This is a genomic window from Nonomuraea sp. PA05 (genome assembly GCF_008086045.1).
In the GTDB taxonomy this organism is placed as follows: Bacteria; Actinomycetota; Actinomycetes; order Streptosporangiales; family Streptosporangiaceae; genus Nonomuraea; species Nonomuraea monospora.
Genome location: NZ_VSEY01000066.1, coordinates 14,544 through 29,677, shown reverse-complemented (window position 1 = coordinate 29,677; position 15,134 = coordinate 14,544). Strand labels below are relative to the sequence as shown.

Sequence of the window (15,134 nt, the reverse complement as noted above, 5' to 3'; positions counted from 1 at the left end):
GCGCGCCCTTTCTCGAGGCCCACGAATGTTAGCGCTACCAGAACGGAGGACCGGCGTGAAAAGACGCACGAGACGCCTGGCCATCCTGCCCATCCTGCTCATCTGCGGCTTCCTGTTACCGGCCCGCCCGGCCCTGGCGGACACCAACGTCGCCACGACCGCGACCCCCACCGCCTCGTACACCTCCCCCTGGGAGAGCGTCGCGGCGATCAACGACGGCATCACCCCGCCGAGCTCGAACGACACCGCCAACCGCCGCTGGGGCACCTGGCCCAACACCGGCTCCCAGTGGGCCGAGCTGACCTGGAGCGCCGCCCAGCCGCTCATCTCCGCCGAGGTGTACTTCTTCGACGACGGCGGCGGCGTGCGCGTCCCGTCCTCGTGGAAGCTGCAGCGCTGGACCGGCAGCGCGTACGCGGACATCCCCGGCAGCTACCCGATCGCCGTGAACGCCTACAACAAGGTCACCTTCGCCTCGGCCGTCAGCACCACCCGGCTGCGGGTCGTGCTGCAGAGCGGGCAGGGCTCCGTCGGCCTGCTGGAGGTCAGGGCGTGGACCGCGGGCTCGCCGGGCGGCACGGGCTGGAGCCCGCCGGCCAACCTGGTCACCCCGCTGAACGAGGTCTGGCAGCACCAGGAGAGCACGTACCCGAACCTGTACGGCTTCCGCAACTACGGCTGGGACCAGGTCATGGCCAACGGCGGCTCGATCAACTACTGCGTCCGCTGGGACACCGGCGCCTCGGTGACCGCCGCCCAGCGCGACCAGATCCACGCCACGCTGGCCCGTCAGTTCAAGAAGTGGATGGACCTCATGGTCGGCCACAACGGCTGGCCGTACAGCAGCGTGCCGGTGAAGGTGGTGGGCTGGGCCGTGCGCGACCGCGCGCAGCTCCAGTGGAGCGACACCTCCGTGGACATCTACGTCAACAACATCCGCGAGAACGCGCCCCAGTGCGCGGAGGCGTGCGGCCGCTTCTTCAACCAGAGCGGCAACTACCCGAACTGCCCGGGCGGCGCCTCGCACCACTACGACATGTCGCTCTGGCTGACCGCCGGCTTCGGCGGCGGCGCCGGCGGTGACTGGGGGCAGCGGATCGGCAGCGAGTACTACCTGTCCAACCTGAACACCGACAACGTGCACATCCTGCTGCACGAGATGGGGCACTCGTTCGGCCTGGACGACTTCTACGACTGGACGCCGACCGGCGTGTGCTGCTTCCTGATGAAGGCGGGCAGCGCGTCGTCCATCACGGAGTTCGACGCGTGGATGTTCCGGGACTGGTGGCGGCATCTGAAGAGCCGCTACGGGCTGTGAGCCGGGTGTAGGGCCGCGGCGCGGCGTGCGGGGCTGGTGCCGGACATCGGTGCCGGCCGCAGGCACCAGGACGAACGCCGCGCCGCGGGTCTCAAGGGCGGCCCCGGTCAGTGACCGGGGCCGCGTGCGTGCCGGTCAGCGCTGGGCGCAGCCGGGGGAGTCCACCGAGCCGATCGGCACCTTGACGCCGACGCCGGCCGCGTCGACGTCTTGCAGGCAGAGGTTGTTCCCGTTGAGGACGTTGTTGCCGTTGAGCGCGTCGATACCGCTGGGGATGGTCGCTGCCGCCGGCCCGGCGACGGCGGCGAGCGCGAACGCGCCGGCGAGGGCGAGGGTGGCGATGCGGGCTGATTGACGCATGGAGATGCCTCTCTGTGAGTGGAGGGGGCCGTGGTTTGTCCTGTGTTGACTTTGCCGATCGCGATGGTTACTCAACGTAACCAGCGGTTACGGTGTGCTGTCAGAGCTGGCATCGAGGGCTGCCGAACCCGCAACCCCTTTTCATGCGTCTAAGGCGCCCGCCACCGCTCTGAACTGCGGAAATCGGTATCTGACCGGACGCCCGCTCAGCGGACGCTGCTCCGGCGGGGACGCAGCTCGGTGGGCAGGACCACCGTGGCCGGACGGGCGGCGGGCGCGGCGATCCGGTCGGCCAGGAGACGGGCGGCCATCCGGCCCAGCTCGTACGTCGGCTGCGCCACCGTCGTGAGCGACGGCCGGACGAGATCCGCCCACGGGATCTCGTCGAACCCGACTAGCCCCACCTGCCCTGGCACCTCCACCCCCCGGTCGGCCAGGCACCGCAGCGCCCCCACCGCCATCAGGTTGCTGGCCACGAAGACCGCGTCGGGCCGCGCGGCGGACGACAGCAGCGCGGCCATGGCGTCGTAGCCGCCCTGCTCGCGAAAGTCCGTCCGGACGACCACGGGCGCGCCGCCCAGGGCGGCGGTGTAGCCGCGCAGCCGCAGGTCGGCGGTGCTGACGCCCTCCGGCCCCGTGACGCAGGCGACCCGCGAGTAACCGGCGTCCAGCAGGTGGCGGGTGGCCGCGCGGGCGCCCTCCTCGTTGTCCACCACGACCGTGTCGACGGCCCCGCGCGGCAGCTCGCGGTCGATGGCGACGACAGGGACCGGCGAGTCGAGCAGGCACCTGGCCGCCTTGACGCTGCCCGAGGAGGCGATGATGACGCCCGCCATCTGCTCGCTCAGCGCCGCCGCCACGTACGTCTCCTCCTTGGCGGGGCTCTCGTCGCTGTTGCACAGCACCACCGAGTAGCCGGCCTGCTGGGCGACGTCCTCGATGCCGCGGACCGTCGAGGTGAAGAACGGGTTGCCGATGTCGGGGACGATCACGGCCCACAGCGTCGTACGGCTGCGGCGCAGGTTGCGCGCCACCGCGTTCGGCCGGTAGCCCAGCTCGCGGACCGCCGTCAGCACGCGGGCGACCATCTCGGGATCGACAGTGCGCCGGCCGTTGAGCACCCGGGACACGGTGGCCGCGGAGACGCCGGCCTGGCGGGCGACGTCGTAGATCGTGGGCATCGCAGCAAGTGTCCACCATCGGCGGCGGCCTCCGCGCCCAGACGCTCACGCGGAATCGATTTCCGGGACGAGCGCTGCTCAGGAGTCCGAAATATGCGTACTGACCTGCCGACCCCTCCGGCGCTCCGTACCCGTGAGAGGGTGAGCGGCAGTTGACCATTCGACCGACGAGTGAGGATCCCGTGCCTTCGAACCAGGCTGAAGACGCCGGCGGCGTGCGCAGCGTGCAGCGGGCGTTCGACATCCTGTCGCTGCTCACCGAGGACCGGCGGACGCTGACGATCCGCGAGGTGGTGGACGAGACGGGGCTGGCCAAGACCACCGCCCTGCGGATGCTGCAGACGCTGGAGCACATGGGGCTGCTGTGGGCCACGCCGAAGGGCTACGCGGCGGGCCCGGCCCTGTGGCGGTGGGCGCACCTGGCCCGCAACGCCTGGGAGCTGCCGCCGGAGACCGTGCAGCTCATGCGGGAGCTGGGCGCGCGGCAGCGGGAGACCGTCAACCTGTACGTGCTGCGCGACGTGCACCGCGTCTGCATCGCGCAGCAGGAGAGCCCGCAGCCGCTGCGGCACGTCGTGCGCGTGGGCGACGAGCTGCCGCTGTGGGCGGGCGCGTCCTCGAAGGTGCTGCTCAAGGACGCGCCGGAACGGCTGCTCGAACGGGTGGCGCGCGCCTCGCCGTACGGGGAGGGGCATGTGGCGGCACTGCGGGAGTGGGCCGCGCGGACCGAGCGCGACGGGTACGCGATCAGCCACGGCGAGCGCGAGCCAGGGCTGTCGGCGGTCGCCGTCCCCGTGACCGGCGGATCCAAGGCGACGGTCGCCGCGCTCACGCTCAGCGGGCCGACCGTGCGTTTCACCGACGAGCGGGTCGAGGAATTCAGGGCGGACCTGATGGAGGTGGCCAGGCGCATGTCGGAGCGCGGCTTCGAGCATCCGCTCACCTGACCGGACGGGACGAGGGCGGCACCAGGCAGAGCGTCACCAGCGACGACAGAAGCGTCACCGCGCACGCGGCGTTGAGCGCCACCGGCAGGCCCGACAGCTCGCTCAGCGCCGGGCCCGCGAAGGCGCCCGTCATGGTGGCGGCGGCCTCCACGGTGAGGAACGCGGCGGTGACCCGGCCGAGGAGGCGGCCGGGGGTGGCGCGCTGCACGTACGTCTGGATCGCCACCAGCACCGTCACCCCCGGCAGCCCGAGCAGTGCGGCGGCGGCCAGTGCGGCGGGCAGCGTGGTGCTGTTGAACAGCAGCAGGAAGGCGACGCCTGCGAGTGCCTGGGCGATGGAGATGACGCGCCTCGGCGCGAAGCGGTCCACCAGGCGGCGGCTGACGGGGGCGCCGAGCAGGAAGCCGAGGCCCAGCGCGGACAGCAGGTAGCCGACCTCGGTGCTGCCGCCGAGCCTGGCGACGCCGAAGGGGATGAGCAGGGCGGTCAGGGCGGCGTTGGCGAGCAGGTACACGCCGTCGGCGGCGAGCAGCCCGCGGGTCGCGGGCGCCTGCCACACCGTCCGCAGCCCTTCCCCGACGAGAGCATGCTCCGGCCTCTCCCCGGCGGCCCTGGGCGAGGTGCGGGCGACGGCCAGGGCCGCGAGCAGCCCGGCCGCAGCCGCCGCCGCGACGACCGCGCCCACCCCGGATGTGGCGAAGATCAGCCCGCCGAGCGGCGGCCCCGCCAGCCCGACCACCCCCGTGGTGACGGCGCTGACGGTGTTCGCGCTGGTGAGGGCGGGGCCGGTGCCGACGACGGCCGGGATGTGCGCCCGGACGGCCGGACGGAAGAACACCGCCGCCATCCCTTGCCCCAGCACCGCCACGTACACGAGCCAGACCGTCTCGGGCGTCCTGGCGAGCAGCACGACGGACACCGCCAGCACGTGCACCAGGTTGGTCGCGATCATCAGGCGGCGGCGGTCCCACCGGTCGGCCAGCACGCCGGAGACCGGTCCCAGCAGCAGCGACGGCAGGTGCTCGAACGCCAGCGTGACGCCGGTCGCCAGCACCGAGCCGGTGACGGCGTAGACGTGGGCGGGGACGGCGACGACGAGCATGCCGCTGCCCAGCCCGCCGGCGGCGCCCGCCGCCCAAAGGTGCCGGAAGTCGCGGTTGCGCAGAATGTGGGCATGCGGCATCGCCGTTCCTCCTCGTCAGGGAAATTATTCTCACAAGAGAGAACAGGCTGCCGATTATTCTGTCAAGATAGCCTTGTGGATGCTGTGGAACTGGGCCGGCGGCTGCGCGCCCGCCGCGCCGCACTCGGCCGCACCGTCGCCTCGGTGGCCGCCGACGCCGCGCTGTCGGTCCCGTACGTCGCCAACCTCGAGAACGGGCGGGGCAACCCCACCGTCTCCGCCCTCGACCGGCTCGCCGAGGCGCTCGGCACCCGGCTGGTGATCACCCTCGACGGCACGGAGCCGGGCGCGCCGGTGCCGCCGCCGTCCCTGGTGGAGTTCACCCGCGGACGCCGCTTCCGCCGTGCGGCCGGGACGCTGGCACAGTCGCTGGGCGAGGACGACGCGGTGCTGCGCGCGAAGCTGGCCGGGGCGCTCGCGGCCGTGGCCGTGCCGCTGGGGCGCGACCTCGGCGAAGGCGACTGGCAGCGGCTGCTTGACGCGCTGGTGCTGATCCTCGGCTGCCCGGCGGGCGATTGACGGATCCCCTGGGACGCGCGGCGGATCTCCGGTTGTCCCGCGAGCGGGTCGCGGCGCTAGGGGCGGGACGTCAGGGCGTCGAGAGCGCGATCGACGTCGTCCTCCGTCGTGTACACATGGAAGCTGGCCCGCACCCTGCCCGCCCGCACCGCCGCCCTGATCCCGGCCGCCTCCAGCCGCTCGCCGGGCGCGTCCACCGAGACGATGGCCGTGTCCGAAGGCGGCAGGCCGAGGCCCGCCCGGAAGCGGTTGGCCAGGGCGACGTCGTGGTCCCGGACGCGCTCGACGCCGAGCTCGTTCAGCAGCTCGATGGCGGGGGCGGCCCCGACGTAGGAGAACCAGGCCGGCGACAGGTCGAACGCGCGCGCGTCTGCGGCCAGCCGCAGCGGCGGGCCGTAGTAGGAGCCGCCCTCGTCCGCGCCGCCGTACCAGTTCGCGGCCAGCGGGCGCATGCGCTCGCGCAGCGACGGCGACAGGTAGCCGAACGCCGCCCCGCGCGGCGCCATGAGCCACTTGTACGCGGCGCAGGCCAGCGCGTCCACACCCGCGACATCGACGGGCAGCCAGCCGCACGCCTGCGAGGCGTCCACGATGACCAGCGCGCCGTGGTCCCGGGCGGCGGCCACGATGTCCGCGAGCGGTGCCACGTACCCGGTGGCCGACTGCACCAGGCTGAACGCCACGGCTGCGGTGTCCCGGGTGATCGCCTCGGCCAGCCGGTCGGCGGGCACCGTCTCGACCCCGGCCGCCACCGCCCAGGGGAACAGGTTGCTGGTGAACTCGACCTCGGGCACCACCACCTTGCCGCCGGGCGGCAGCGCGGTCGCCACCACGGACATGATCTGGGACACCGTCGAGCTGACGCTCACGTCGGCTGCCGGGGCTCCGATCAGGCGGGCGAACGCCGTCCTGGCGCGCCCGACGGAGGCGTCCCAGGGTTTCCAGTCGGTGTCGCCGTGCCGCCAGTCGGTCAGGACGGTCTGGAGCTCCTCGAAGGCTCGGCGTGGAGGGAGGCCGTAGGAGGCGGTGTTCAGCCAGCCGGGGGTGGCGTCCCAGAGCTTGGCGGCCGTGGTGATGTCCATGGTTTCAGGGTAGAGGGGCGCTGCGGGAAATCTACAATGTAAAGGCGCTCGGCCGGGTGCCGCGCCCGGTGGGCGAGCTTGCCAGTGGGCGGTGTGTCAGCGGGCGGCGCGTTGCCACAACGCGTTCCAGCCGCCGTGCCCCAGCCAGGCGACCGGCACGTGCAGCCCCTCACCGGCGACCCGCTCCCGGAACGCGTCCAGGTCCGCGCCCAGTTCCACGGCGCCGGGAAGCGCGCGCTGCCACGGCCCCGACGGGTCGTCGAGGTCGGAGCGGGGAAAGCCGGGCACGCACGTTCTGCCTGGCTCGCTCACCGCGACGGTCGGCAGGGCGGGATCCGGCGGCCAGGACGTGACGGCCACGACCAGCGAGCACAGCACCGCCGTGTCGGCGCGGCGGGCCACCTGGTGGGCGAGCGCGGGGTCCCCGGCGCGGGCCAGGCGGCCGATGGCGGCGCGGATCCGGCGGGCGACGAGCTCCATCGAGCGGGCGGGCGCGATGGCGTCGTGGCGGGCGAGCTTTCTCAGAGAGCCGGGCAGGGGCGCGTCGAGCAGGAGGAGTGATAGCTGCGGCCGGCCGCCGGCGTCCTCCGGGGCGCGGGCGGAGGGGAGGGCGATGAGGGCGCGTTCCAGGGGGCGTGCCGAGGTGGCTCGCCACAGCGCCGGTAAGCCCACCGCCTGCAGCTTGTTACGGCTGAGCCGCTGGACGCGGTCGGCGGAGAGGCGGCGGAGCGAGGTCAGCGCCTCCGCCGGAGGCGCACCGCCCGAACCGTGCAGCACGCGGAGGGCGTCCACCGTCTCCTCGGCGGCCAAGGCGTCGGCCGCCAGCCGCGCCAGCGGCCCGCTGACCTCCTGGAACGTGCGATCGACCCGCCGACGGAAGGTGGGCCGGGCCGCAGGAAGGCGCTCGCCCTCCGGATCGGCGGCCGGCTCCTCCACGATGGCCGAGGGGAGGGCGGCGGCCCAGGCGACGACGCTCCGGCGCAGCTCGAGATCGGGATCGGCGTTGAAGCGGGCGCGCATCTCCCCGACCCGCCACCCCCGGACGTGCTGGTCGAGCTTGACGTTGACGACGATCCGCCCGTCCTCGTCATGTAAGGCGACCAGAGCGGACTCGCCCTGTTCGGCAGCTTCGACGTACGGCAGCGAAGCGATGCAGTTGCCCATGTAAGTGGCCCACCGCGTGAGGGCGCGCGCGTCCCGGGCGAACCGCAGCCGCACCTCCGTGCCGGGCAGGACGGTGCCGTCGAGGGCGAGCAGCGGCTCGGGGACGCGGAAGGCGGTGGTGAGCCGCTGCGTGACGCCCAGGGCGGCGAGGAGCCGGTCGGTGAGGTCGGGCCAGGTGCGGCACTGGCGGGGCGGCGGCCCGCCGAACGAGACGAGTTGCGCCGCTCCCGCCAGGGCGGCGGGCAGGGAGTCGAGCGAGGGCACGAGCTGCCGGTCGTCGTCGGGGACGGGGTCGTGGTCGATGTACGGGTAGTGGGCGCCGTACTCGACGTCGGCCTGCTCGTGGCCGTTGAGCTGGGCGAGCGCGTCGGCCAGCTCGGCGTACCAGAACAGGTCGCCCGCCGTCTCCTCCTCGGCCGCCGGCACGCCGGGGCGGGCCTCCAGGCGTTCGGCGAGCGGGGGACGGCCGTCTCCGACCGGCGGTTGCGCCCATCGGGCGGGGTCGCGGCCGGTGAGGTACCCGACGCCGGCGCGCCAGTCGCGCATGCTGATGGACGGCCAGCCGCCGAGCTGGTTCCGGAACTCGATGAGGCGGTCGGTGGCGACGTCGAGGAGGATCTCGGCGTACTCGGCGGCTCTGGCCAGGCGCTGCCGTACGTACTGTTCGGCGGGGTTGCCGAGCTGGGCGGCCAGGTCCCTGACGTAGCAGCCGGGGCGGGCGGGGAGCCCCGTGAGGCCGGGGACGCGGCGGGCGGCGGCGCGGGCCTCCTCCTGGCTGATGGCGCGGGCGGCGGCGGTGAGCAGGGCGGTGGAGCGGTTCATGCCCTGGACGACGCCGTGGTCGCCGACGTTGACGGCGGTGCGCACCAGGGCGGTGGCGGCCAGGGCGTCGGCCAGGGTGCGGTTCAGGGACACCTCCGCCTGCCAGGCGTAGGGGAACCAGCGGGCGGCTTCGGCGACCGTGGGCTCGTGGCCGAGCTCCTGGCGGATCTGGTCGAGGAGCAGCGCGTCGTCGTGGCTGCGGTAGCGGGCGGTGAGCTCGTCGAGCCTGCTCCGCTTGCCCTGGGTGGCGCGCCGCCGCTGGTCGCGGCGGAGCCGTTCCTGGCGGGCGGCGACGCGCTGCCACAGGTCGAGGAGGAGGTCGAGCCGCCGTTTGCCGGAGTACGGGGCGAGGAGCTGCCCGAGGTGGGCGGCCATGGTGGAGGCGGCGGCGTCGGGGGTCGGGTCGATCGGCGGGCCGTCGAGGGTGAGGAGGCGGACGAGTTGTTCGGCGCCGAGCACGCCGCTGGCGGCGGAGGCGAGCTGGAGCGCGGCCCAGCGGCGCTCGGCGATGGCCTGCCCGGCCGCGGCGGCCAGCGGCTTGGTGGCCTCCGCGCCGAACAGCGCGACCAGGACGCCCGCCCGCTCGCCGAGCCGGTGCAGGCCGTCGAGGCCGAGGAGCTGGACGGCGGCCAGTACGGCGTCGCGCCGGTCACCGCGCGCGCCGTGCAGCCGGGCGGTGACGAAACCGGGGGAGAGCGCTATGCCGGCGCCGGCCGCGGTCAGGGTGCCGCCGTCGCCGTGAAGGTACCGGGCGAGCGCGGCCACGGCGGGGCGCGGGTCGGCCCCGGCGGGCCCGGCCGCGACGGCCGCCCCAGCCGCGGCGAACCCGGGCGCGCCGGCCCCGGCGGCTTCGCTCTCGTCTGCCACCAGCCGCCCGTGCGCGTCGAGCACCTGCTGATCCCGCCCCGTCACCACGCCGAACGCCATCCGTACCACACGCACATGATTCGGGCAGGAGACGGCGCCAGGCAAGCGGAATTCGCGCCCCGGGGGCCGGGTTGACGGCGGCGGCGGGTCGGCCAACGCTGGAGGGAGGCGGCCGAGAGGAGCGGCGCGTGGGGCAGATCGTCGGTGCGGCGGGCGTGCCGCACACCCCGCACTTCCCCGGCATCGTGCGGCGTGGCGAGCCGCTGGGGCGGGAGCTGGAGCGGCTCTACGGCGAGGTGGCTGGGGTGTTGCGGGAGCTGGCGCCGGACGTGCTGGTCGTGTTCACCTCCGACCACTACAACACGTTCTTCGTCGAGAGCGTGCCGATCTTCAGCATCGGGGTGGCCGAGTCGGCCGCCGGGCCGAGCGACTACGCGGAGCTGCCGCGGTGCGAGGCGCGGATCGACGCCGCGTTCGCCAGGCGGATCCAGGCGGAGCTGGTGCGGGCGGAGTTCGACGTCGGCATGAGCCAGGAGTTCGAGCTGGATCACGCGGTGACGGTGCCGCTGCACTTCCTGATGCCGGGGATGGACGTGCCGATCGTGCCGGTGTTCGTGAGCGGGCTGATGCCGCCGATCCCGTTGTCGCGGCGCTGTCACGCGCTGGGGGCGGCGATCAGGGCGGTGGTGGAGGAGGATCCGGCGCCGACGCGGGTGGCGGTGCTGGCCAGCGGCAGTTTCTCGCTGGAGATCGGCGGGCCGCGGATCAGCGCGGACTCGCACACGGGGGTGCCGGATCCGCGGTGGGCGGAGCGGGTGCTGACGCTGCTGGACGCGGCGGAGGTGGGCAAGCTGGTGGCCGAGGCGAGTGAGGAGCAGCTGGCGCGGGCGGGCAACGCGGGTGGTGAGCTGCTCGACTGGATCGCGATGCTGGGGACGTTCGATCCGCGGGCGCCGGTGTTCCTGGAGGCACAGGAGAGATTCGGTCATGCCTACGCGGCGTGGCGGATGACGTGACGGCGCGAGGTCAGTGGCGGGGACGTGACGGCGTGGAGTCAGTGGCGGGTGAGGTGACGGCGGTGAGTCTGTACGCGGTGAACAAGGTGTGTTACCGGGTGGTCAGGGAGCCGGAGTTCCGGCGGGAGCTGGCGCGGGCGCCGGAGGAGGCGCTGCGGGCGGCCCGTCCGCCGTTGGACGAGGCGGAGCTGGCGGCGCTGCTGGCGGGCGACGTCGGCCGGCTGTCGCTGATGGGCGCGAACCATTTCCTGCTGCACCAGCTCGGCCGTTTCCGGGTGCTGGGCCTGGACCTGCCGACGTACGCGGACCGGATCCGCGCCGCTCACCGCTGAGGGGCGGGCGGCGGTCCGGAGGCGGCGCGGCGGGCGCCGAGCACCTCGTGCAGCTCGGCCGAGCAGCGGGCCAGGTCGGCGGCGTAGGCGTGCTGGCCGAGGGTGCGCGGCCTGGGCACGTCCACGTCCACGACGGTGAGGATGCGGCCGGGCCGCGGGGTGAGGACGACGACGCGGTCGGCGAGCAGCACGGCCTCCTCGATGGAGTGGGTGACGAGGACGACGGTGGCGGCGTGCTCCATGTGGATCTGCTGCAGCTCGATCGACAGCTCCTCGCGGGTGAGCGCGTCGAGGGCGGAGAAGGGCTCGTCCATGAGCAGCACGCGGGGCCGCTGGATGAGCGCCCGGCACAGCGCGACGCGCTGCTGCATGCCGCCGGACAGCTCGTGCGGCAGCCGCCGGTGGAATGCCTCCAGCCCGACCATCTCCAGGAGGCTGTGCGCGTGGGCGCAGTGTTCCTGGCGGGGCCAGCCGAAGATCTCGACGGGCAGCAGGACGTTGTCGAGCACGCTGCGCCACGGCAGGAGGGCGGGCCGCTGGAACATGATGGCGACGTCGCGGCGGGGTTTGACGACGGGCTCGCCGCCGACGCGTACCTGGCCGGAGGTGGCGGTGAGCAGGCCGGCGATGAGCCGCAGGAGCGTGGACTTGCCGCAGCCGGAGCGGCCCACGACGGCGGTGAACTCGCCGTCGGCCACTTCGAGGTCGAGGTCGCGCAGCGCTTCGACGGCGCCGCGGCGTCCGCCGAACACCTGGGAAACCTCGCGCAGCAGGATCACCTGAGGACCTCCTGACCCCGATGGTATGCCGGGTGCCGGGCCGGAACATCTTGACCGTCGCGCAGGGTCCGTCATGATCTGGGGCATGGGGCGACTGCCGCGCGTCATCACGATCTCCGTTCTGGTCGCGACGTCCTTCCTCCCCGCCGCCTGCGGCTCGGGGGTGCGGGAGCCGTCGCCGTCCCGGCGGGCGGCCGATCAGGTCACGTGGGTGACCGGGTTCGGCGCTTTCGGCCGGGAGGCCTATGTCTACGTCGCGCAGGAGAAGGGCTTCTTCCAGGAGGCCGGTCTGGAGGTCGCCGTGCAGCCCGGTCAGGGCAGCGGCGAGAACCTGGCCGCGGTTCTCGGCGGCCGGGCGCAGTTCGCCGCCGTGGACTTCACAGCCACGCTGATCAGCGCCGCCGGGGGCAAGGCGGAGGGCGCGGTCGCGGTGGCGGCGCTGCACCAGCGCACGCTGGCCGCGCTGATGGCGCTGGACGGCAGCGGGATCAGCGCTCCGAAGGACCTGGAGGGCAAGACGGTGGCCGACGCCGCGTCGTCGGTGATCAGCATGATGTTCCCCAGCTACGCCCGGCTGGCCGGGGTGGACGCATCGAAGGTGAAGTGGGTCAGCCTGGAGCCGGCGCAGCTCGCCGCGAACCTGGCCTCGGGGCAGGTGGACGCGATCGGCCAGTACGTGGTCGGCCGGCCCACGGTGAGCAACGCCGCCAAGGGCAAGGAGGTCACGGTCCTGCCGTTCGGGGACGTCATCACCGACCTGTACGGCTCGGCCGTGACGACCTCCACCAAGGTCGCGGCGGGCCAGCCGGATCTGGTCAGGAGGTTCACCGGGGCGCTGCTCAAGGGCCTGGCGTACGCGGTGGACCATCCGCAGGAGGCGGCGAAGATCCTGGTCGCGAAGCAGCCCACGCAGAACGCCGAGGTGGCCGCCGCCGAGCTGACCCTGATGGCCGGGTACGTGCGCCCGGACGGCGGGGCGCCGATGGGCACGATGAGCCGGGAGCGCGTGGAGCGGGCGATCACCGCGCTGAGCACGGCCGGGGCGCTGGAGGAGGAGCTGACGCCGGACTCGGTGGTGTCGTTCGACCTGGTGCCCAAGGGCTGAGGCGGGTGGAGCGCGGCCGGGACGCGGTGACCGCGGCGGGCTGGTCCACGCTGGGCGTGGTCGTCGCGGTCGGCGCGTGGGCGCTGGTGGCGTCGGCGTTCGCGATCCCGGAGATCGTGCTGCCGTCGCCTGGTGACGTGGTGGCGGCGTTCCTGCGGATCCCGGACTACCTGCTGGAGCAGGCGGTGGTGACGCTGGGCGAGACGGTGCTGGGGTTCGTGCTGTCGGTGGGCTGCGGGCTGGTGATCGGGATGCTGATCGCGGCGTTCCGGGTGGCGGAGCTGATGTTCTATCCGCTGCTGGTGGCCTTCAACGCGGTCCCGAAGGTGGCGCTGGCTCCGTTGCTGGTGGTGTGGATGGGGTTCGGTCAGCAGCCGAAGGTGGTCATGGCGCTGCTGGTGTGCTTCTTTCCCGTGGTGTTGTCGGTGGCGGGCGGGCTGGCCTCGACGCCGCCGGAGCTGGTGGAGCTGGCCAGGTCGCTGGACACGCCGCGCTGGCAGACGTTCGTGAAGATCCGCTTTCCCGGCGCGTTGCCGCAGGTGTTCACGGGGTTGAAGGTGGCGATGCCGCTGGCGTCGGTGGGCGCGGTGATCGGGGAGTTCAGCGCGGGGGACGCGGGGCTGGGCTTCGTGATCGTGCAGGCGGGCGGGAGTTCGGACACGGCGCTGGCGTTCGCCGCCATCGGGTTGCTGGGCGTCATGAGCATCGCGTTGTTCTACGCGCTGGTGCTGGCCGAGCGGCTGTTGCTGCCCTGGGTGCGGGAGACGGCGGCCGTCCGCTGAGCCTGCTGGAGGCCGATGGCCGAACGGCGTGTTGCGGCGCGGTCTGGGCGGGTACGCGTACCTCCTGCCTCTCGTGTGGGAAGGACGCTGATGTTCGGAAGGCTGATCGACCTGGGCGGCTTCGGTCTGGGTGCCGCCGCCGCCCTCGTCCGCAACGGGTTGCTCGGCCCGGTGCACCCGTCGGCGCTGGCCCGCGTCGTGGAGGCGTACCGGCACTTCCACCTGACCCCCGCCACGGGGCTGGCCGCCGCCGCGGCCCGCTGGCCCGATCGCCCCGCCGTGCTGGACGAGGACGGCACGCTCACGTTCGCCGAACTCGACGCCCGCGCCGCGGCGCTGGCGTCGGCCCTGCACCACCGCCTCGGCATCGGCCCCGGCCACACGGTGGCGGTCATGTGGCCCAACCACCGCGGCTTCGCCGAGGCCGTCGCCGCCGTGTCCCGCCTGGGCGCGGACCTGCTGCTCCTCAACACCGGCCTGGCCGGGCCGCGCCTGCGCGACGTGCTGCGGCGCGAAGCCGTCCACGCCCTCATCGCCGACCCCGCCCTCCCGCGCGTCGGCTTCGACGGCCCCCGGACCGGCGACCTGGACAAGCTGATCGAGGAGAACGGCTCGGCCACGGCACCCGCGCCCCACCGGCCAGGGCGGCTGGTCCTGCTCACCTCCGGCACCACGGGCGTCCCCAAGGGCGCACCGCGACGGCTCTCCCCGGCCGCCGTGGCGGAGCCGTTCCTGTCGATGCTGGCCACCGTGCCGATCCGTGGCGGCGAGCCGATGCTGATCGCACCGCCGCTGTTCCACGGGCTCGGACTCCTCTGGTACGCCGCCGCGCTCGTACTCGGCTGCCCGGTCGTCCTCATGCGCCGCTTCGACCCGCAATCCGTCCTCGACGCCCTCGACCGGCACCACGCCGGAGCGCTGGTCGCCGTACCGGTGATGCTGAAACGCCTCCTGACCTGCGACCCCCGCCCCCTCCCGCACCTGCGGGCAGTGGTCTCAGGCGGCTCGGCACTGCGACCGGACCTGGCCACCGCGTTCATGAACACCTACGGGGACGTCCTCTACAACCTCTACGGCTCCACCGAGGCGGGCTGGGCCGCCCTGGCCACCCCGGCCGAGCTGCGCGCCGCCCCCGGCACCGTCGGCCGCCCCCCACGCGGAGCGACCGTGCGCATCGAAGGCCCGGACGGACGCGAGCAACCGGCCGGCGAGGTGGGCCGGGTGCTCGTCGGCGGCGGCCTCACCTTCGCAGCGGGGAACGGAACAGGACCGGACGGCCTGCTGGCCACGGGCGACCTCGGGCACCGGGACGGACAGGGGCTGCTGTTCATCGACGGGCGCGACGACGACATGATCGTCTCCGGTGGCGAGAACGTGTTCCCGCAGGAGGTGGAGAACGTGCTGGCCCGCGTCCCCGGCGTCGCGGACGTGGCGGTGCTGGGGATGCCTGACGAGGAGTACGGGCAGCGGCTGGCCGCTTACGTGGTGGCGGATGACGGGGCCCGGCTGTCGGCGGAGGGGCTCAGGCGGGCGGTCAAGGAGGAACTGGCGGGGTTCAAGGTGCCGCGCGATGTCGAGTTCGTGGCGTCCGTGCCGCGCAACCAGACCGGCAAGGTGGACCGGGACCGGCTCCTACGAGGATGAGCCCGTCACCTCACCCCCGGTGCCTGGCACGCG

The 15,134-nt window shown here is 73.6% G+C and carries 14 protein-coding genes; 8 read left to right on the top strand and 6 right to left on the bottom strand.

Annotated features, from left to right (window positions below; all coding sequences use genetic code 11):
* The first annotated feature begins 55 nt into the window (after positions 1-55).
* A complete protein-coding gene (locus FXF51_RS62285) occupies positions 56-1,318 on the top strand; it encodes a hypothetical protein (RefSeq protein WP_222871919.1) in 1,263 nt (420 codons plus the stop codon).
* Positions 1,319-1,453: 135 nt separating this feature from the next.
* Here FXF51_RS62285 and FXF51_RS55660 read toward each other — a convergent pair whose 3' ends face one another.
* Positions 1,454-1,678: a hypothetical protein gene (locus FXF51_RS55660; protein WP_148442989.1), complete on the bottom strand. Its 225-nt coding sequence runs from the start codon at positions 1,676-1,678 to the stop codon at positions 1,454-1,456.
* A 206-nt stretch (positions 1,679-1,884) separates the two neighbouring features.
* The gene (locus FXF51_RS55655) at positions 1,885-2,859 is read right to left on the bottom strand and encodes a LacI family DNA-binding transcriptional regulator (RefSeq protein ID WP_148442988.1); all 975 of its coding nucleotides are present in this window, start codon (positions 2,857-2,859) and stop codon (positions 1,885-1,887) included.
* 182 nt (positions 2,860-3,041) lie between these two features.
* Here FXF51_RS55655 and FXF51_RS55650 point away from each other — a divergent pair, with 182 nt between their 5' ends.
* Complete coding sequence (locus FXF51_RS55650; RefSeq protein WP_222871918.1) at positions 3,042-3,806, top strand: IclR family transcriptional regulator; 765 nt, start codon at positions 3,042-3,044, stop codon at positions 3,804-3,806.
* On the opposite strand, the gene FXF51_RS55645 is transcribed toward FXF51_RS55650, so the two are convergent.
* Positions 3,799-4,989 carry an MFS transporter gene (locus FXF51_RS55645; RefSeq protein WP_148442987.1) on the bottom strand — a complete coding sequence of 397 codons (1,191 nt, stop codon included), beginning with the start codon at positions 4,987-4,989 and terminating at the stop codon, positions 3,799-3,801. The two genes, FXF51_RS55650 and FXF51_RS55645, sit on opposite strands and share 8 nt — an antisense overlap.
* Before the next feature lie 75 nt (positions 4,990-5,064).
* Between FXF51_RS55645 and FXF51_RS55640 the strand changes: the two genes are divergently transcribed.
* A complete protein-coding gene (locus tag FXF51_RS55640; protein ID WP_187415115.1) occupies positions 5,065-5,508 on the top strand; it encodes a helix-turn-helix domain-containing protein in 444 nt (147 codons plus the stop codon).
* A gap of 56 nt (positions 5,509-5,564) precedes the next feature.
* Here the strand turns inward: FXF51_RS55640 and FXF51_RS55635 are convergent, their stop codons facing one another.
* Both FXF51_RS55635 and FXF51_RS55630 read right to left on the bottom strand, forming a co-directional pair.
* On the bottom strand, positions 5,565-6,590 hold the full coding sequence (locus FXF51_RS55635) for an aminotransferase class V-fold PLP-dependent enzyme (RefSeq protein WP_148442985.1): 1,026 nt from the start codon (positions 6,588-6,590) through the stop codon (positions 5,565-5,567).
* 96 nt (positions 6,591-6,686) lie between these two features.
* The gene (locus tag FXF51_RS55630; protein ID WP_187415114.1) at positions 6,687-9,518 is read right to left on the bottom strand and encodes a hypothetical protein; all 2,832 of its coding nucleotides are present in this window, start codon (positions 9,516-9,518) and stop codon (positions 6,687-6,689) included.
* 113 nt (positions 9,519-9,631) lie between these two features.
* On the opposite strand from FXF51_RS55630, the gene FXF51_RS55625 reads away from it, so the two are divergent.
* Together FXF51_RS55625 and FXF51_RS55620 are read left to right on the top strand one after the other, a co-directional pair.
* Positions 9,632-10,459 (top strand): extradiol ring-cleavage dioxygenase, encoded by an 828-nt coding sequence (locus FXF51_RS55625; protein ID WP_187415113.1) that lies wholly within the window; start codon positions 9,632-9,634, stop codon positions 10,457-10,459.
* Positions 10,460-10,521: 62 nt separating this feature from the next.
* On the top strand, positions 10,522-10,791 hold the full coding sequence (locus FXF51_RS55620) for a hypothetical protein (RefSeq protein ID WP_148442982.1): 270 nt from the start codon (positions 10,522-10,524) through the stop codon (positions 10,789-10,791).
* On the opposite strand, the gene FXF51_RS55615 is transcribed toward FXF51_RS55620, so the two are convergent.
* Positions 10,782-11,570, bottom strand: a complete 789-nt coding sequence (locus FXF51_RS55615) for an ABC transporter ATP-binding protein (RefSeq protein WP_148442981.1) — start codon at positions 11,568-11,570, stop codon at positions 10,782-10,784. The two genes, FXF51_RS55620 and FXF51_RS55615, sit on opposite strands and share 10 nt — an antisense overlap.
* An 85-nt stretch (positions 11,571-11,655) precedes the next feature.
* Here FXF51_RS55615 and FXF51_RS55610 point away from each other — a divergent pair, with 85 nt between their 5' ends.
* From FXF51_RS55610 to FXF51_RS55600, 3 genes are all read left to right on the top strand, one after another.
* Positions 11,656-12,675, top strand: coding sequence for an ABC transporter substrate-binding protein (locus FXF51_RS55610; protein ID WP_187415112.1), 1,020 nt, complete (start codon positions 11,656-11,658; stop codon positions 12,673-12,675).
* A 5-nt stretch (positions 12,676-12,680) separates the two neighbouring features.
* Entirely contained in the window at positions 12,681-13,457 is a 777-nt protein-coding gene (locus tag FXF51_RS55605) for an ABC transporter permease (protein ID WP_222871916.1), read from the top strand.
* Positions 13,458-13,547: 90 nt separating this feature from the next.
* A complete protein-coding gene (locus FXF51_RS55600) occupies positions 13,548-15,101 on the top strand; it encodes an AMP-binding protein (RefSeq protein ID WP_148442979.1) in 1,554 nt (517 codons plus the stop codon).
* The last annotated feature ends 33 nt before the right edge of the window (positions 15,102-15,134 follow it).